Origin of the sequence: Paraburkholderia sp. J12, assembly GCF_905220215.1 — a bacterium.
Taxonomy (GTDB): Bacteria; Pseudomonadota; Gammaproteobacteria; order Burkholderiales; family Burkholderiaceae; genus Paraburkholderia.
This window is the reverse complement of sequence record NZ_CAJMZC010000007.1, coordinates 14,255-32,789: the sequence shown is the minus strand read 5'-3', so window position 1 is coordinate 32,789 and position 18,535 is coordinate 14,255. Positions and strand designations below refer to the sequence as shown.

Genomic DNA, 18,535 nt, shown 5'->3' with positions numbered 1-18,535 from the left:
ACGGAGGCAGGTGCAATGACGTCGAGAAACATCCGCCGGGCAACAGACCAGGACGTACCGGTTCTTGTGCAGATCCGCAACGATGGCCATGCAAAGAAGGTGGAATATGGCGACTATGCGTGGGGCAAGGAAGGGGACGGATTTTCCGGGCAGTGGGTCCGAAACCATGTCGCGCAAAAAGAAGTGTATGTCGTCGAGCTGGACGGCACGCCGGTCGGAACGTTTTCGCTCGATCTGGACGACGAGAAACACTGGGGACTTCAGGAACCGGTTGCCGTTTATGTGCACGGGCTTTGTGTGCGCAAAGGTTTTAATGGGCAGGGACTCGGCAGCTTCATTCTCGATTGGTGTGCCAGCCAGGCGAGCGGTTTGAACCGGCGTTTTGTGCGGCTCGATTGCGCCGTTGAAAACACGAAGCTATGCATCTACTACGAGTCGCTTGGTTTTATTCGCGTAGGGCTGAAATACGACGGCTATGTCTGGTCACTGTACGAGAGATCGGTTGACTGACTTCCGCCCAGGTGGATCAGGTTGCGCGTTTGCGCTTCGGCAGCGTTGCCGCGTCTGCAATCACGGCCGCGAGCCGCCGGGTCGCCTCCGTCATCTGTGCTTTGCTGAAACCGCCAAACCCGAGAATCAGGCCGGGCCGCGCTGTTCCGGCGGCATACAGCGGCGAAACGGCGCGCACGGCGACGCCGGCGTTCGCGGCCTGTTCGACCACCTTGCGGTCGTCCACACCGGGCGCGAGCCAGAGCACGACGTGCATACCCTGGTCCCCGGGTTCGAGCCAGGCGAGATCGCGGGGGAGCAGGGCATCGAGCGTCGCCATCAAATGGGCGCGATGATCCGCATAGATGTTGCGAACCTTGCGGATATGGCGCTCCAGATGGCCCTCCGACATGAACGCTGCCAGCACGTGCTGGTCGGCGTTGGGCGGATGCCGGTCCATCAGCACGCGCGCGCCGCAAAAAGCATCGACGAGATCGTCCGGAGCAATGACATAACCGAGCCTCAATGAGGGGAAGAGGATCTTGCTGAAGGTGCCCAGATACACCACCCGTTCGGGAGCAAGACCCTGTAGCGAGGGAAACGGATAGCCCTGGTAGCGCAGTTCGCTGTCGTAGTCGTCTTCGACGATCCAGGCGTTGCTCTTGCGCGCCCACGCTAGCAGCGCATTGCGTCTCGCCATGCTCATCGGCATGCCTAACGGATATTGATGCGATGGCGTGACGAACGCCGCACGCGCGTGAGGCGCCATACGGATGCCGGCATCCACGTCGATGCCTTCTTCGTCCACCGGCACGCGCGCCGTGGTGTCGCGATGTCCCGTGCTTTCGAGTATGGCGGTGACGCCGCGGTAGGCCGGATTTTCCACCCAGGCCTCGTCGCGCGGCCCCAGCAGCACCTGGCAGGCGAGAAAGAGCCCTTGCTGGGTGCCGCTCGTCACGATCACCTGGCGAGGCTCGCACCGTACCGAGCGCGACTTGCGCACATAACCCGCAATCGCTTCGCGCAGCGGCAGTGCGCCCAGCGGGTCGGCGTACCCAGCCGGCGCGCCGGGGCCCCGTGCACGCAGGCGATTGCCGAGACGCCGCCAGGCATCGCCGGGTGCCGTCAAGCCCGCCGGGACCGATATCGCGAACGGCACTGGCGGCATCGGTTTGAATTCGCGGGCAATCTGTGCGAAGGCCGCGGCGGGCTCGGGCAGGCCGGGTTGGGACACCCGTCGGCGCGCAGCGCGTGGCTGGCCGGTCGCGTGCGTTTCGGCCAATGCCTGGGCGACGCGGGTGCTGGCGCCCCCTTTCGACTCCAGAAAACCCTCGGCAATCAGTTGCTCGTAGGCTTCGATTACCGTGCCGCGCGCGATCTGCAGCGAAGCGGCCAGCAGGCGCGTGGACGGCAATGCATCGCCGGGCGGAATATCGCCCCGGCGCACGGCCTCGCGCAGCGCCTGCGCCAACTGCCGGCTCAGATTACCGGCTGCCCGGTCCAGGGCGCCGATGGACGGGATTTGCGTATCGCGTGCCGTTCTTGCCATGATTCCGGTTCAACGAGAATGATCAAAACTGGATCTGTAGCATAAACCGGTTTTCCGCCACAATGCATCCATTCCGAAGTCGAACCGGCACCGTTCATAACCTTTCCGCCCAGGCCGATATGTACATCCCCGCCCATTTCAACGAATCCCGCCCCGAAGTGCTGCACACGCACATTGCTGCGCATCCCTTCGGCATGCTGATTACGAATGGCAATAGCGGACTGGACGCCAATCACCTGCCGTTCGAACTGGCGGCGGGCGAGGGCGAAATGGGCGTGCTGCGTGCGCATGTCGCGCGCGCCAACCCGGTGTGGCAGGACGTGGCGAACGGAGATGAAGTGCTCGTGGTTTTTCGCGCGGGCGACGCCTATATCTCGCCAACCTGGTATCCGAGCAAGCACGAACTGCACAGGCAGGTGCCCACCTGGAACTACATCGTCGTTCATGCGTACGGCCGCATTACCGTACTCGACGACGAACGCTACGTGCGCGGTGTGGTGGGCCGCCTGACCCGCACGCACGAGGCTTCGCAGCCGCAGCCCTGGAAGATGGGCGACGCGCCGAAGGACTACATCGACACGATGGTGAAGGCCATCGTCGGCCTGCAGATCGACATCACGCGGCTGATCGGCAAGAGCAAGCTGGGCCAGAACAAGGAGGAACGGGACATTCGCGGCGCGGGCGAGGCGCTGCGGGCAAGCGAAAACTTCGCGATGGGCGACGCCATGCTGGCCGAAGCGGAGAAGAAAGCGGATCAGCAGGGATGAGGCGCTTCCGCGGCAAGGGTGGCCAGGTCGCCACGCCATGAGGCAACTGGCCCGGCGCGCCGCTGTGCAATTGACCATGGCGCGGAGCGCGAGGCTGGCCACAATGCGCTGAAGCCATTCATTGACTTCGGGGTTCGATATGTCGGGAAACACGTTCTTGTCGGCCAACCTGCTGCTTGCTTACACCGCGTACTTCGTTGGCGTGGCGAGTCCCGGGCCCAGCAATCTCGCCATCATGTCGATTGCGGCGAAGCAAGGGCGCAAGGCTGCGCTGGCATTCGCGTCTGGCGTCATCTCGGGGTCGATGTGCTGGGCGATGATCGCTGCGGCGGGCGTATCGGCTGCGCTGGTCGCCTGGTCCCACTTCATCGTGGCGATCAAGGTCTTTGGCGGGGTGTATCTGCTGTGGCTGGCCTTCAAGTCCGGGCGCAACGCGCTCGGCGCCGGCGGCGAGGCCACGGCGAAGCCGGTGCAACCGGAAAAGCTGTCGAGCCTCTACGCGCGCGGCGTGCTGCTGCATCTGACCAACCCGAAGGCCATACTGGTGTGGGTGTCGATCGTCGCGCTTTCCGCGAACGGCGCGGGATCGGCTCACGGCGCCGTGATCCCGGGCTGCGCAGTGATTGGATGCTTCGTGTTCGGTGGCTACGCGTTCCTGTTTTCCATGGACGCGGCACGCCGCTTCTACGTACGCACGCGTCGCGCGCTGGATGGAGGCCTCGCCGTGGTGTTCGGCGTGGCCGGGCTCAGGCTGCTGGCATGGCCGTCGAAATAGACCCGTGGAAAGAAGCCGGTGCCGTCACGCCCGCACGGCGTGATGCTCGACCAGCCATCCGCTGAAGTTGCGCACGCGCAGCGTTTCCTGCACCTCCGGCCGGACATCGAGCCAGTAGCCCGAAGGCCCCGTCACCTCGACGGGGCTCAACTGCACGAGCGTGCCGTTCGCCAGTTCCTGCTCGATCATGTGACGGTCCGCGACCGCAATGCCCAGCCCCGCCACCGTCGCGTGGATCACCTGGTCGAGCGTGCTGAATTCGAGTTCCCCGGCGGGCGCCATCGCCACGTCGAACCCGGCCGCTTCGAGCCAGGCTTCCCATACGAGCAGGCGCCGGTCGATATCGAGGATATACAGCCAGGGGTGCGCGGCCAGCAAGGCGCGCAATGCCGCTTCGTCCGCGGCCGGCCCGTCGAACTGGCGCGCGGAGCCCACCAGCACGTGACGCTCGCGCATGAGCAGCGTGCTCTGGCCGCCCGGCAGCGGCTCCATGCCGAAGCGGATCTGGCAGTCCTCGTTGCGCTCCGTGCCGTGCAGCGGGCCGTATTCGTTGGTCACGGAAATGCGCAGGTCGGGGTGGCGCGCCTGGAAGTCGCGCAGGCGCGGCGTGAGCCAGCGCGTGGCGAGCGTCGGCGCGGCGTTGATGCTCAGGAGGCTGTTGGACGGATCGGAGCGGATCGTGTCGAGCGTATGGGCGATGCTGTCGAACGCGGCTTGCAGCGTCGGCAAGAGCCGCTTGCCCGCCGGCGTGATTTCGAGCCGGTGGTGATGACGCATGAAGAGCGGCGTGCCCAGGTAGTCTTCGAGCAGACGGATCTGGCGGCTGATCGCGCCCTGCGTGACATGCAGGTTCTGGGCGGCTTTCGTGAAGCTGAGCGTCCGGCTCGCCTCCTCGAATGAACGCAGGGCCGAGAGCGACGGAAGGCGGCGCATGGAAAGAACCTCGTAATGCGAGAAAAACGCCGGTGCGGCGAGGTGCGCAGGGTCGACCTGCGGGACCAGCCGCACCCGCGTAGCAGAGCTTAGAACGAGTGCGTAATACCCACACGCGTGACCAGCTGGTTCTGCGTGCTCGACGGATTGAAGCCCGCGATCTGCGCATTCTCGGCCGAACCCGCCGCATGCTGGTACGAGCCCATCGCATAGACTGCGGTGCGCTTCGAGATCGCGTATTGCGTGATCAAGTTGACCTGATGGTACTTCGGCGACTCGTCGCTGGCGTGGTCGAGGCCGTCCGTGAAGGTGTAGCCGACGCCCACGTTGAACGACGGCGTGATGAAATACGTGCCCGAGACTTCGTAGTTCTGGAAGTGCAGGTCGTGGCTGCCGTCGCCGGAGGAGAAGTCGACGTTCGAGTAGTCGAACATCAGCTTCAGGTTGCCGAGCGTGTACGAGGTGCCCGCCGAGAGGATGCCCTGGTAGCGCGCGTTCGCGAGCGCATTGCCATAGACCGCGTTGACGAAGCTGCCGCCGCTGCCGTAGCCGGCAACCGACGTGAACGGATCGTTCACCCGCAGATAGCCCACGCCTGCGCTGAAGGAGCCGAGCGTGTAGGCGGCCGCTGCGCTATAGGAGGCGTTGTTCGAGAACTGGCCGGCCTGGCCGCCGAACGAGTAGTGGCCTTCGACCTGCAGGCCCGCGATCACGGGGCTCACGTACTTGATCGCATTGTTGACCGGGAACCCGTTGTCCAGGTTGTCCATGTCGTTCGGGTGCGAGAAGTACCAGCCGCCGTAGTTGCCGTTCAGCGAATACGGCTCGATCAGGTCGACGGAGGCGTCCCATTGCTTGCCGAGCGTGATCTGCCCGTACTGTTCCGACTTCAGGCCGACATAGGCGTTACGCGAAAAGGCGAGGCCGCCGCCGAGGCCGCCGGTTGCGGCATTGAAGCCGCTTTCGAGCCGGAAGATCGCCGAGAGTCCGCCGCCCAGGTCTTCCGAGCCGTGCACGCCCCAGCGGCTGCCGGCGGGCACGCCGCTTTGCATCTGCACGAGGCGGCCGCCGCTGCCCTTGACGAGCTGGCCGTTGGCGCCGTTGACGACGTTGTTGGCGTAGTCCACGCCCAGGTCGATGATGCCGTACAGCGTGACGCTGCTTTGCGCATGCGCGCCTGCCATGCAGAGGGCGAGCGGCATGGCCGCGAGAATCTTCTTCTTCACGTGTGTCTCCTTGTTCGGGGCCGCGCGGGGCGGCCCCATTCTCTTTCAGGTCTTGGGGGGTAGTGAGGGAATAGCGGGTCTGGGCGAATCAGGTGCCAAGCGACTTCTGGACCTTCGCGGCGACGTCGGCCGGCACCCACGACTTCCACATCTCCGGGTGCTCCTTGAGGAACCTGGTCGCTTCGGTCTGCGCGTCGACCTTATGCTCGGTCATGTCGAGAATGGTCGTGTTGAGGAAATCGATGGGGAAATTCACCTTCGAGAAGAACGTCATTACGTCCGGCTCGGCCTGGTAGAACGGCGTCGAGACGCCGATCTTCAGATGCGAGACCAGATACGACGAAGCGCATTGCTGCGGGCTGTTCTCCGCGCGCAGCGTCTTCCAGCAGGCTTCGTTGAACGGCGGCATCTTCAGCTGGACGAACTTGTATTTGGCCATCAGTGCAGCCGGTTCCCAGTAGTACGTAAGGATCGGCTTGCCGCGCTCGTAGGCCGAGGAAATCGCCGCGTCGAGCGCCGCGCCCGTGCCGGGACGGAAGTTCGTGTAGCTGTCGTCGAGCTTGAGCAGCTTCAGGAGGCGCGTGTTCACGCGCTCGCAATCCCAGCCCGAGGGGCAGTTCAGGAAGCGGCCGCGATCCGGTTCCTCGTCGTCGGTAAAGAGCGCCTTGTACTTCGGCAGGTCGCTCACGGACTGCAGGTCCGGCGCGCTCGCCTTGATGCCGCGCTTGGGGTCGCCGTGGATCACGTAGTCGGGCACGTACCAGCCTTCCTTCGTGCCGCCCGGCAGGGTGTCGCCGACGAGCTTCACCGTGCCCGTCTTTTCCGCGCCCGCGATGATTTCCGAGCGGCCGGTCCATTGCTCGGCCCACACCTGAAGGTCGTTGCGCGAGAGCGCCGTTTCAGTGGCGGCGGTGCTGCCCGGCACGACGTCGGTCTGGCAGCCGTAACCGTTCTTCAGCACGTAGCGCAGGACTTCGCTCGTGAAGCTGCCGCTTTCCCACGTAATGCCGGCGAAGTGGACAGGCTTGCCCGCGCTGCACCAGTTGCCTGCCGCGTGAGCCGGCATGGCGGCCACGGCCAGCGGCGCAGCGAGGCACGCGGCGCGAAGCAGGTGGCTCAGTTGAGTAAAAGTCTTCATGGCATGTCTCCGTTTTATTGAATTCATCGTTCACGCGCTCAAGCAACTGCGAGGAAAGGGCGGGCCCGCCGCGTGCAGCGGTAGCCCGGGAAAGGCTTCAGTCGTAGCGGCTGTCGGTCGCCAGCGTGGCGGCAAGCACGGCTTCGTCCAGTTCGATGCCAAGGCCCGGTGCGCCGCCGAGGTCGATCCAGCCTTCGCTATCGATATCGATGGGATGCGTGAGCGGGAAGTCGCGGCGCTCGGGCGTCCATTCGGGCGGGTCGTACGGGAATTCGACGAAGGGCGCCTGCGTGGCGCCCGCCACGACGTGCAGGTTCGCCGCGAGGCCGATGCCGTTGCCCCACGTGTGCGGCGTGAAGACCCGGCCGCGCGCTTCCACTTGTGTGGCGAGGCGGCGCGCGCCTTCCATGCCGAGCGTGCACACCACGTCGGGCTGATAGACGTCGAGACAGTCGCGTTCCAGCAGCGCCTGAAACTCGTGTGCGTCGCGTGTCATTTCGCCGCCCGCGATGCGCACGCCACTTTCCTGGCGCAAGCGCGCGTGGCCGGCATAGTCGCCGCGATGCAGCGGCTCTTCGACCCAGTACACGCGATAGCGCTCGAGCTGGCGGATCACGGCGAGGGCTTCGTCGGCGCTCCACGGCGCCTGGGTATCCCACGGCATGCGCCAGCCCTGATTGCAGTCGACCATCAGTTCGATGTCCTCACCTGCGGCTTCGCGCACGGCGGCGAGCGCGGCGAGATCGTCGGCGAGACTCGGGCGGCCGAAGCGCACCTTCAGCGCGGGAAAACCGCGCGCCACGCAATGCGCGGCCCACTGCGCCATGCCCTCCAGGGTGCGATGCACACCCGAGGACGCATAGGCGCGCACCCGCTGCGAGCGACCGCCCGCCATCTGCCAGCACGCTTCGCCGCGGATCTTGCCGGCGAGATCCCAGAGCGCGACGTCGAGCGGCCACAGGCGTCCGGCGTGGAAGCTCACGTTATCGATCACGGCCGAATGACGGGCGAGGTCGAGGGGATCGGTGCCGATGAAGAGGTGACGGTAGTCGTCGAAGCCGTACATGGCGTCGCCGGAACCGAAGCCCACGCGGCCTTCGGTATCTTCGACGCGCACGATGGTGGCGGGAAACGCGTGGCGGGGGCGGCTGTCCCACGAGGCCGGGAACGGCGGCACGAGCGGCAGGCGGTGATGGCTGACGGTGATGCGGGCGATGCGGTTCGTCATGATTGTGTGCCGCTGGCCGGGCGCTGGGGCGCGCCGGACTGCGTATCGGTCTCCATGTCTCCACAGCCGGTCAAGGCGTTACGGCATGCTAGAGGGTCGATTGGCAGGGCTCAATGAAGTCAATTGAAGTAAATGACAGCCTTCAATTCTGCGGATTGGGGGTGATAATTGATGGCATTGGCGTGCGCGAGCATCGCGCCTCCGAGACTCCGGGAAAACACCATGAACGGTTGGCTGCCCACATTGCCCCGCAGCAACGAACCCAAATACCGGGCTATTGCGCAGGCTTACGCGCAGGCGATCCGCGGCGGCCAGATGCTGCCGGGCGAAAAACTGCCTGCGCACCGGCTGCTGGCGAAGAAATTGAGGGTCACGACAGGCACGGTCAGCCGGGCCTATGCGGAGCTCGAGCGCTGCGGGATGGTCGTCGCGCGCGTGGGCGACGGCACCTACGTGGCCGAGCCCGATGCCGACGGACAAGGCCTTGGCCTCGCCGGCGAACCGGCTCGCCTTGCGACGCCGCAGCCAGAAGCGCTGGCGGCTGCCGCGGGCAATGGCGCTGCCGTCAACGGGGCGGGCGTGACGCTCGCGGGTCGGCCGATCGACCTCGGCCAGAACGTTCCGATTCCCACCGACGAGGCCCGTTTGCTGAGCGCCACCCTGCGCGAACTGGCGGCGGACGAGCGCCTCTCAGGCGAATTGCTGCTCTACCAGCCCGAGGGCGGCAGGCGCTCGCATCGCGAAGCCGGTGCCCGCTGGTTCGCGCGCATGGGCGCGCCGGGGCCGGCCGAGCGCGTACTCGTCACGCAGGGCGCCCAGCATGGTCTGGCTTGCGTGCTGCGCGCGGTGCTGCGCCCGGGCGATACGATTTTTGCCGAGGCGCTCAGCTACCCGGGCATCGTCGCGCTGGCGCGGCAATTGCGGCTGAATCTGGTGGGCATCGAAATCGACGACGAAGGGATCGTGCCGGCGGCTCTCGAACGCGCATGCCAGTTGCTCGCGCCGCGCGCGCTCTTTTGCGTGCCGACGCTGCATAACCCCACCACGGCGACGCTTTCGGAGGCACGTCGCGTTGCGATTGCCGATATCGCGGTGCGTCATAACCTCGTGGTGATCGAAGATCTCGTGCCGGCCGCGCTGCTCGACGCGCCGCCCGTGCCCATCGCCGCGCGTCTGCCGGAGCAGGGCATCGTGATCAGCAGTCTTTCGAAGGCGGTCGCGCCGGGCTTGCGGATCGGCTACGTGCAGGCGCCGCAGGACTGGGTGGGCAAGATCCTCGCGGTGATCCGCAGCGACTGCTGGATGACGGCGCCGCTCTCGGCGGAAATCGCCGCGCGCTGGATTGCGGGCGGCGAGATCGACCGGCTGATCGCGCAGCAGCGTACGAGCATCGACGCGCGTCAGGCCGTGGCCGCCGAAGTGCTGGACGGCGCGGCGTATCGCAGCGATCCGGCGAGCCCGCACCTCTGGCTGCCGCTTGCCGAGCCGTGGCGCGCGGCGGAATTCGCGACGGCCTTGCGGCATGCGGGCGTGCTCGTGAAGACGGCGGACAGCTTCGTGATCGGCCGCGGATCGGCGCCGCATGCGGTGCGCCTGAGCTTGAGCGGCGCGCGCAGTGAAGAGGCCTTACGCGAGGGGCTCGCGCATCTGGCGCGGACGTTGCGCAACGGGCCAGAGGGGTTGTATTCGGCGTGAGGGGGCAGCCCCGAAGAAGACGCCTGAAGTGCGGAAGCGCTCTCAAGCCTTTGCGCTTAAGTGTCGTTTAAGTGTCGTTCGCCACAGTAGGGCTCGACTCCATCGCGAGTCACGTCCTTTCGAAGCGAGATGGATCAAAGGAGGTAAGCACATGCGATTCCGCACGGTTTTCACTGCTGGCGCCATTGCGCTGGCTCCGGCGCTGGCGCTGGCCGACCAACCCGTTACGGTGCGCGTCAACGGGCAGCTCATTCCGGTTCAGGAAAACACTCATATCGTCCAGACGGCGGCAGGCCCGGCGCGTGTCAGCAGCTGGAGCTGGCACAGCCCCGATGGCAGCTCCACCCTGCAGATGATGAGCAGCTCGGGTGGCGCGCCGCCGGAGTGGACGCAGCATCAGATGTTGGCGATGAAGTCCCAGATGCAGTTGATGCAAACGCAGATGCGTATGGCTCAGGCCCAGATCATGCATCTGCAACAGGCCGCGCTGGCGGGCGGGACGGTCGTTCCGGCGCCGTTGCCGGTGATGTTCGCGACGCCCGCATGGGCCGTGAGCGGCGGCCCGGTTCTTGTGGTCGAGCCGGCGGGCGCATCGGCGCCTGCGGTGGCGCCGGCTTCCGTGAAAGAGTCTCAACGCCCGGCGTGAAAATCTAGCGCCTTCTCAGGGCCGCCGGTTCTCGGCGGCCTGTTTCCACTGTTTTTGCCGTTCTTTAAAGTATTTAGTAGGCCAAATCGGGACGCGCCCGATTACCTGGGCACTAATCAGCGCGACGCGCTATAGGTCGTGGCCGAAAAGATCGAGCCACTGCGGCTATCACTCCGGATTCCTCGCGGGCGCCTCAGGCGAATCCGCGTTCTGCGTGCCGAGGCCCATCTCGAACGCCCATTGAAAAAGCTGCGCGTCGCGCTCGATGCCGAGCTTGCGCAGCGCCGACATCTTCTGCGCGCTGACGGTCTGCTTGGTGCGGTGAAGGTGTGCGGCGATGCTGTCGATGCTCATGCCGGAAATATAGAGCCGGACGACCTCCGCTTCGCGCTTCGACAGCGAATCGAGCGCGCCGGTGGACGAGGCCTCCTTGTTCTGCCGAAGCATCACCCTCGAAGCCAGATCGTAGCTTGGCGAAATGTACTGTGCGCCTGTATGGACGGCATGGATGGCGGAAATCAATCGCCCGGCATCGTCGATCTTGTTCAGCACGGACCGCACGCCGATCCGCATCATCTCGTTCGCAATGGCGGGATTCGTGATGGCGGTGAACACGATGATCTTCAGATCCGGATAGCGCCTGCGCAGAAACGACAGCAGTTGCATGCCGTCGCCGTATTCGCCGCCCGGCATGGCGTAGTCCGTCACGAGCACGTCGATCCGGATGCGGTCCAGGATCTCCATCAGCTCGGTCGAGTTGTGCGTCATACCCACCAGTTTGATGGTCCCGACATTCGAAATTTCGTGCTTGATGCCGCTGAGCAACAACGGGTGATCGTCCACGAGCACGACGTTGATTTTTGCAATGGCCATGGCTGCGTGTCCTTTTGCCAGCGAAGCTGATGATCGAGAAGTGCTGCTGATTTTATGAGATTTATCCTTATTCAAAATCAGACTGGTGCGGATGCTGGTGGATATTGATCGTACTGGTCCGAATCCGTGGCATACGCAGCATTCCACGGCACCCCTTCGCTTTTCTGTAGCACCTGAATAAGACTTCAAACAAGGAGTCGCGCGCTGTCGATTATCTGATTCGTCATAAAGCCCGTTTTTATCTATGTGACCTGTCTGAAAAACAGGCGCTTCTTCACACCCGTCGATGGGGTCTGCCGATAATCCGCCTCGCCGTCTTCCGATCCGGGCGGATTGATGTTTATACGGATCGATTCTTTCCGTCAATCCGGACTTCTGAACATCATGCCGTTTCTCCACCAGGCCCAGCTCATTCGTTTCCGGCGCTATCAGCGACTGCTGGCGTATGGCGCGGGCGTCGTTATCACGGCGTTGATCCTGTTCGCGCTGCAACTCGAAGTGCGCTCGCAGGTGCGCGCGGCGCTGGTAGAGCGGCAGAAGGACTTCATCGTCGACAAGAGCCTCGTGCTGAGCGAGATCGGCTCGAGAGAGGCGGCGCTGCGGTACGCGGTGGTGAGCGCGGAGCTCGCGTGGCAGGAGAAGGTGGAGATCGATCACGCCGACGTCGTGCGGTTTCGCGCGAGTGGGGGTGAAATGACCTTCCAGCCGAGTCGGGCGGTCACGCCCCAGTTCGTTTTCGTGACGGGACATTCTCGTGCCACCGATAGCGAGATCCGGCGTTATCTCGGTATGGCTGCGCAACTGGCTCATACGGCCACGGAAAGTTCGCTTTTGCGCGGAGAGACGTTGACCGGCTATTACTATAGTACACGTCGGGATTTTGCAGCGCTGATTCCCGCGCCGGTGGATGCCGACGGAACTTCGCGTTCCGTATTGTCCGACCGCGACACGCTCATCCGTGCACTCGAATCCGGGATCGAGCCCGAGCGCCTCGGCACCCCGGGCCGCCCTGATGCGCCTGTGCTGCGCTGGCTTGCGCCATCCACGAGCCCGTTGAACGGGCAGCCCGTGGTGCGTCTCGCCGCGGCGGCGCTGGACGACAACGACCCGTTCGCCGTCTTCGTAACCGAATACACGCCGCAGTCCTTGCTGCAGCCTGTTGCGGTCAATGCGATGAACGGTTCCTTCCTGCTTATGACAGAAGATCGAAAAATTCTGGCAGTGCGGGAGGGGGGCGATGTCGACAGCGCTCAGGTCGAGCGCATTCTTCGCGTGACGGACTACCCGAAGTCCGACGTCTCCGTGCACCCTACGCTGCTCAAAGGCAGCCTCGGGACCTTCGTGATCGGCGACAAGCTTGGCGAGACGGGCTGGACGCTCGTCTTCGCGTTTTCCTGGTACGACGTGCTCGCAGGCGTGGCCACGCAACTCGTGGCCGCTACGGTTGCGGCGCTGGCGACCATTGCTGCGCTATGGATAACACTGTTGCTGTTCAATCGACGGGTATTCCGGCCGGTGTACGAGCAGTCGCAGCGGGTGTTCGACAGCGAGCAGCTGAGCCGCACGCTGATCGAGATGGCGCCGGTGGGGCTGGGGCTGATCGCATGCGACGATGCGCGGCCGCTGCTCAGCAGTCCGATGATGGAGTCGCTGGCGTCGCAGGCGCAGTTTGCCGGCACCACGCTGCCGGCGGAGCTGGTGCGCCTGCATGACCGCCAGGCACGGCGGGGCGTGGCGCAGTTCGACCTGTCGGTGAGCACGGCGCAGGACCCGGAAGTGGACCTGTCGGTGAGCATGGCGCAGGCGCGCTACCAGGGTCGTGCGGTGCTGGTGACGGTATTCACGGACGTGACGGCGCGCAAGCAGCTCGAGCGGCGCCTGCGCGAGGCGAGGCAGGCGGCCGACGGGGCGAGTGCGGCGAAGTCGGCCTTTCTCGCGACGATGAGTCACGAGATCCGCACGCCGCTGAACGCAATGATGGGTAACCTGGAGCTGCTGGGTTACTCGGGGCTGAACGCGCAGCAGCAGGACCGTCTGTCGACGATCCGGCAGTCGTCGGAGGGGCTGCTCGCGGTGATCAGCGACGTGCTGGACTTCTCGAAGATCGAGGCCGGGGAGATGGCGCTGGAGCGCCTGGTGTTCGCGGTGGTGCCAGTGCTGGAACGCACGCTGGGGCTGTTCGCACCGGTGGCGCGGGCGAAGGGGCTCGGTCTCCATGCGGTCATCGGGTGCGCGCCGGAGCAGACCGTGCTGGGGGATCCGACGCGTCTGGGGCAGATCGTGAACAACCTGATGGGCAATGCGATCAAGTTCACGGCGGCGGGCAGGGTGACGCTGCGGGCGGCGATTGTCGACGGGGATCTGGTGGTGTCGGTGGAGGACACGGGCATCGGTCTGACGGGGGAGCAGCAGGCGGGCCTGTTCCAGGCGTTCGCGCAGGCGGACCGCACGATCAGCCGGCGCTTTGGCGGCACGGGGCTGGGCCTGGCGTTGTGCCAGCGTCTGGCGCAGGCGATGGGCGGCACGATCGGGGTGGAGAGCGAGTCCGGCGCGGGCAGCCGTTTCACGCTGCGGCTGCCGGCCGGTCAGCCATCGCGTGAAGCGGACAGGATGTTTGCGGACGAGCGGCGAGCGGTGGTCTTCGTGTCAGGTGAGCGCGAGTGGCATGAGGCGGTGGTGCCGCATCTGCGGGCGTGGGGGCTGGAGGTCAGGGCATACCGGCAGGCACGGGAGGTTGAGCCGGAGGTGGCGGGGTCGGCGTGCGGCATCGTGCTGTGCGGTGAAGGCGCCACGGGCGAGGCGGCGGAGGCGGAGAACCGGCTGGTGGAGGTGGGGCTGTGGGTGGTGACGGCGGGGGCGGAGGGGCCGTGGGAGCCGAGGCGTTTTGGACGGATGATCGACGTGACGGGTTACTCGGTGGTGGCACTGGCGCGGGCCCTGCGCATGGCGGTGCTGGGCGAGGCCGGGGAGGGGCAGCGGGTTTCGTCGGAGACGCAGGGCGTGTCGCGTTCGCTGTCAGTGCTGGTGGCGGAGGACAACGTGGTGAACCGGGAGCTGTTCGTGGAGCAGCTGGCGTTGCTGGGGTGCGATGCGCGGGTGGTGGGCAGTGGCGAGGCGGCGCTGGGGGTATTGGGAGCGAAGCGGTGGGACGTGGTGCTGACGGACCTGAACATGCCGGGGATGAGTGGCTACGAGCTGGTGGCGCAGATTCGTGCGCGGCGCGGGGATCTGCCGGTGGTGGCGGTGACGGCGCAGGCGACGCTGGAGGAGCGTGATCGCTGCAAGGCGGCGGGGATGGCGCGGATGGTGACGAAGCCGCTGTCGCTGGGTGGGTTGCGGGCGGTGCTGGAGGAGGTGACGGGGGGCGGGGTTGGCCAGGCGGGGCCGGGTGTGTCTGACGAGGTGGTGGGAGTGCTGGGCGGGCGGCAGTTGCCTGCGCATCTGGTGGAGACGTTCCGGGAGGCAAGCGAGGTGTCGTTGGCGGTCATTGAAGAGGCGCTGTGCGGTGGCGAGACGGAGCGCCTGCTGGCAGAACTGCATACGCTCAAGGGAATGCTGGGGGTATTCGGGGCGCACGACCTTGGGCGCCGCTGCGAACGCTTTGAGCGAGTCGTCGAAATCCACGGGACGGCCCGTTTCGATGGGACTGCATTCACGGCGTTTGCATCCGAGGTTCGCGAATTGGGGCAGAACGAAGCGGTGACCTGAACGCGGGTAAGGCTCGACGGGCGCCTGCATTGCATTGCCGGACGTTCGCGAGCAGTATTTGGAACCAGAGTGGATTTGAACGCCCGCAAGGCGCGCGCTCCCGATGGGCGGGCCACGGCGCCATCGCGGCTCTCACAGCGTGTCCAATCCCGCAGGTAACCCAATGACCGACATAAGACGGCGTGGACTTTCCGAGCGCATCCGGCATAGCCAGAATCTTCTTCTGTTCGGCGGCGGCATTATTGTCACGATCGTCGTCATCGTCGCGTTCGTGATCGATTCGGTCACGATGGTCCACGCCTATCTTCAGCAGCTTCGCCACGACTGGACCCTCGACGCACAGCGTGTGGTTCAGTACAACGCCAGCTATGGCGTCTATTTCCGCAACAATCTGCTCAACCTTCAGGCGGCGTGGAATGGCGGTGCCACGGCGAGCCCCGAAACGCTCAAGGCACTGGAGCAGTCGGGCGGCCAACTGGTGCTGCGCGATGACCCAAACATGCGCCCTGTCCTCATCATGGTGCCGGAGGGCGGCCCGCTACCGGTCCTTGCTAGCCGATACGTCGGTCTCGCGGAAAAGACTGCCGGACCTGTGACCATCCCACGTCGCGACATAATCGGGGTGACTAATTACTTTATTGCAGTTGATCGTGATATCGCGTTGCTGTCGCTTGTGCGCTGGCCCGTAAGCCAGCAGGTGGGCGCGAGAATTGCCGACCGGGCTGCCCTCATCCGCGCACTGGCCTTCGATGGCGACACGCCCTTGATTGCACACGGAGCACGGTCGAGCGACGCGCGCCCGGATGTTCCGGCGGTGCGATGGCTGCGGCCCTTTACCGATCCGCTAACAGGCGAGCGTGTGGTGCGGGCCACGGCCTTCCTGCAGGACGCAAAACAGAACGTGATTGGCCTGGTGGTCGGAGAGATTTTGGTATGGAGGCTTCTGGATAGCGTCCCGACTGCGCACTACGACGGGCAGTTCTTCATCGTGGCGCAGGACGGCGCGACGATCGCGAGTACGCTGCAGCGTTCCGATGTGCGTCCGGCTGACACTTCCGTGATTCGCCGCGCGCTGCAAGTCGATCCGGAGGACGAATACGGTTCCCTGGTGGACGGTATGTACGTATTGCGGACGAAATACGGCGATACAGGATGGACGATCGTGTATGCAGAGCCATGGCAGCAGATGGCCAGGGTTCTCGCGCCCCAGCTCCTCGTGAGCACGGGGACGATGCTCTGCATTCTGGCTGCGCTATGGATAACGCTGTTGCTCTTCAACCGGCGGGTATTCCGGCCGGTGTACGAGCAGTCGCAACGGGTGTTCGACAGCGAGCAGCTGAGTCGCACGCTGATCGAGATGGCGCCGGTGGGGCTGGGTCTGATCGCATGCGACGATGCGCGGCCGCTGCTCAGCAGTCCGATGATGGAGTCGCTGGCGTCGCAGGCGCAGTTCGCCGGCACCACGCTGCCGGCGGAGCTGGTGCGCCTGCATGACCGCCAGGCACGGCGTGGCGTGGCGCAGTTCGACCTGTCGGTGAGCACGGCGCAGGACCCGGAAGTGGACCTGTCGGTGAGCATGGCGCAGGCGCGCTACCAGGGTCGTGCGGTGCTGGTGACGGTATTCACGGACGTGACGGCGCGCAAGCAGCTCGAGCGGCGCCTGCGCGAGGCGAGGCAGGCGGCCGACGGGGCGAGTGCGGCGAAGTCGGCCTTTCTCGCGACGATGAGTCACGAGATCCGCACGCCGCTGAACGCAATGATGGGCAACCTGGAGCTGCTGGGTTACTCGGGGCTGAACGCGCAGCAGCAGGACCGTCTGTCGACGATCCGGCAGTCGTCGGAGGGGTTGCTCGCGGTGATCAGCGACGTGCTGGACTTCTCGAAGATCGAGGCCGGGGAGATGGCGCTGGAGCGCCTGGTGTTCGCGGTGGTGCCGGTGCTGGAGCGTACGCTGGGGCTGTTCGCACCGGTGGCGCGGGCGAAGGGGCTCGGTCTCCATGCGGTCATCGGGTGCGCGCCGGAGCAGACCGTGCTGGGGGATCCGACGCGTCTGGGGCAGATCGTGAACAACCTGATGGGCAATGCGATCAAGTTCACGGCGGCGGGCAGGGTGACGCTGCGGGCGGCGATTGTCGACGGGGATCTGGTGGTGTCGGTGGAGGACACGGGCATCGGTCTGACGGGGGAGCAGCAGGCGGGCCTGTTCCAGGCGTTCGCGCAGGCGGACCGCACGATCAGCCGGCGCTTTGGCGGCACGGGGCTGGGCCTGGCGTTGTGCCAGCGTCTGGCGCAGGCGATGGGCGGCACGATCGGGGTGGAGAGCGAGTCCGGCGCGGGCAGCCGTTTCACGCTGCGGCTGCCGGCCGGTCAGCCATCGCGTGAAGCGGACAGGATGTTTGCGGACGAGCGGCGAGCGGTGGTCTTCGTGTCAGGTGAGCGCGAGTGGCATGAGGCGGTGGTGCCGCATCTGCGGGCGTGGGGGCTGGAGGTCAGGGCATACCGGCAGGCACGGGAGGTTGAGCCGGAGGTGGCGGGGTCGGCGTGCGGCATCGTGCTGTGCGGTGAAGGCGCCACGGGCGAGGCGGCGGAGGCGGAGAACCGGCTGGTGGAGGGGGGGCTGTGGGTGGTGACGGCGGGGGCGGAGGGGCCGTGGGAGCCGAGGCGTTTTGGGCGGATGATCGACGTGACGGGCTATTCGGTGGTGGCGCTGGCGCGGGCCCTGCGCATGGCGGTGCTGGGCGAGGCCGGGGCGGGGCAGCGGGTTTCGTCGGAGACACAGGGCGTGTCGCGTTCGCTGTCAGTGCTGGTGGCGGAGGACAACGTGGTGAACCGGGAGCTGTTCGTGGAGCAGCTGGCATTGCTGGGGTGCGATGCGCAGGTGGTGGGCAGTGGTGAGGCGGCGCTGGGGGTATTGGGAGCGAAGCGGTGGGACGTGGTGCTGACGGACCTGAACATGCCGGGGATGAGCGGTTACGAGCTGGTGGCGCAGATTCGTGCGCGGCGCGGGGATCTGCCGGTGGTGGCGGTGACGGCGCAGGCGACGCTGGAGGAGCGTCATCGCTGCGAGGCGGCGGGGATGGCGCGGATGGTGACGAAGCCGCTGTCGCTGGGTGGGCTGCGGGCGGTGCTGGAGGAGGTGGCGGGAGGCGGGGTTGGCCAGGCGGGGCCGGGTGCGTCTGACGAGGCGGCGGGTGTGCTGGGCGGGCGGCAGTTGCCTGCGCATCTGGTGGAGACGTTCCGGGAGGCGCGCGACGCATCGCTGCAGGTGATCGGGGACGCGTTGGCGCGCGGGGAAGAGAATCGGGTATTGGCCGAGTTGCATACGCTCAAGGGAATGCTGGGGGTGTTCGGGGCGCATGAGCTGGCGCGCCGCTGCGAGGGCTTCGAGCGTGATATCGCGGACAACGGGCTCGCTGGGTTCGACACGGTTTCCTATGCGACGCTCGTAGTGCAGGTGCAGTCGTTCGCCTGATCCATCAAGCGGCCGCGCCTTCCTGCGGGAAATGTT

The 18,535-nt window shown here is 65.7% G+C and carries 13 protein-coding genes; 7 read left to right on the top strand and 6 right to left on the bottom strand.

The genetic code is table 11. The annotated features are described in order from the left end of the window. Positions 1–15 precede the first annotated feature (15 nt). Entirely contained in the window at positions 16–510 is a 495-nt protein-coding gene (locus tag U5760_RS16690) for a GNAT family N-acetyltransferase (RefSeq protein WP_322013293.1), read from the top strand. A 16-nt stretch (positions 511–526) separates the two neighbouring features. Here U5760_RS16690 and U5760_RS16685 read toward each other — a convergent pair whose 3' ends face one another. Further along, the gene (locus U5760_RS16685; RefSeq protein WP_322013291.1) at positions 527–2,038 is read right to left on the bottom strand and encodes a PLP-dependent aminotransferase family protein; all 1,512 of its coding nucleotides are present in this window, start codon (positions 2,036–2,038) and stop codon (positions 527–529) included. Positions 2,039–2,157: 119 nt separating this feature from the next. On the opposite strand from U5760_RS16685, the gene U5760_RS16680 reads away from it, so the two are divergent. Both U5760_RS16680 and U5760_RS16675 read left to right on the top strand, forming a co-directional pair. Then, entirely contained in the window at positions 2,158–2,805 is a 648-nt protein-coding gene (locus U5760_RS16680; protein ID WP_322013289.1) for an FMN-binding negative transcriptional regulator, read from the top strand. Between the two features lie 139 nt (positions 2,806–2,944). Then, positions 2,945–3,580 carry a LysE family translocator gene (locus U5760_RS16675; protein WP_322013287.1) on the top strand — a complete coding sequence of 212 codons (636 nt, stop codon included), beginning with the start codon at positions 2,945–2,947 and terminating at the stop codon, positions 3,578–3,580. Between the two features lie 24 nt (positions 3,581–3,604). Here the strand turns inward: U5760_RS16675 and U5760_RS16670 are convergent, their stop codons facing one another. The 4 genes from U5760_RS16670 to U5760_RS16655 all read right to left on the bottom strand — a co-directional run bounded on the left by U5760_RS16670 (position 3,605) and on the right by U5760_RS16655 (position 8,105). Continuing rightward, positions 3,605–4,513 (bottom strand): LysR substrate-binding domain-containing protein, encoded by a 909-nt coding sequence (locus U5760_RS16670; protein ID WP_322013286.1) that lies wholly within the window; start codon positions 4,511–4,513, stop codon positions 3,605–3,607. A gap of 89 nt (positions 4,514–4,602) precedes the next feature. After that, on the bottom strand, positions 4,603–5,778 hold the full coding sequence (locus U5760_RS16665) for a porin (protein ID WP_415914117.1): 1,176 nt from the start codon (positions 5,776–5,778) through the stop codon (positions 4,603–4,605). 49 nt (positions 5,779–5,827) lie between these two features. Then, on the bottom strand, positions 5,828–6,877 hold the full coding sequence (locus U5760_RS16660) for an ABC transporter substrate-binding protein (protein WP_322013285.1): 1,050 nt from the start codon (positions 6,875–6,877) through the stop codon (positions 5,828–5,830). Between the two features lie 97 nt (positions 6,878–6,974). Further along, positions 6,975–8,105, bottom strand: a complete 1,131-nt coding sequence (locus U5760_RS16655; protein ID WP_322013283.1) for a mandelate racemase/muconate lactonizing enzyme family protein — start codon at positions 8,103–8,105, stop codon at positions 6,975–6,977. A gap of 222 nt (positions 8,106–8,327) precedes the next feature. Between U5760_RS16655 and U5760_RS16650 the strand changes: the two genes are divergently transcribed. Together U5760_RS16650 and U5760_RS16645 are read left to right on the top strand one after the other, a co-directional pair. After that, entirely contained in the window at positions 8,328–9,800 is a 1,473-nt protein-coding gene (locus U5760_RS16650; RefSeq protein ID WP_322013281.1) for a PLP-dependent aminotransferase family protein, read from the top strand. 151 nt (positions 9,801–9,951) lie between these two features. After that, positions 9,952–10,446, top strand: a complete 495-nt coding sequence (locus U5760_RS16645) for a hypothetical protein (RefSeq protein ID WP_322013280.1) — start codon at positions 9,952–9,954, stop codon at positions 10,444–10,446. A 168-nt stretch (positions 10,447–10,614) separates the two neighbouring features. Here U5760_RS16645 and U5760_RS16640 read toward each other — a convergent pair whose 3' ends face one another. Beyond that, the gene (locus U5760_RS16640; RefSeq protein WP_322013592.1) at positions 10,615–11,319 is read right to left on the bottom strand and encodes a response regulator transcription factor; all 705 of its coding nucleotides are present in this window, start codon (positions 11,317–11,319) and stop codon (positions 10,615–10,617) included. A 336-nt stretch (positions 11,320–11,655) separates the two neighbouring features. On the opposite strand from U5760_RS16640, the gene U5760_RS16635 reads away from it, so the two are divergent. Together U5760_RS16635 and U5760_RS16630 are read left to right on the top strand one after the other, a co-directional pair. After that, complete coding sequence (locus U5760_RS16635) at positions 11,656–15,027, top strand: ATP-binding protein (protein WP_322013278.1); 3,372 nt, start codon at positions 11,656–11,658, stop codon at positions 15,025–15,027. A gap of 163 nt (positions 15,028–15,190) precedes the next feature. Continuing rightward, the gene (locus tag U5760_RS16630; RefSeq protein ID WP_322013276.1) at positions 15,191–18,499 is read left to right on the top strand and encodes a hybrid sensor histidine kinase/response regulator; all 3,309 of its coding nucleotides are present in this window, start codon (positions 15,191–15,193) and stop codon (positions 18,497–18,499) included. The last annotated feature ends 36 nt before the right edge of the window (positions 18,500–18,535 follow it).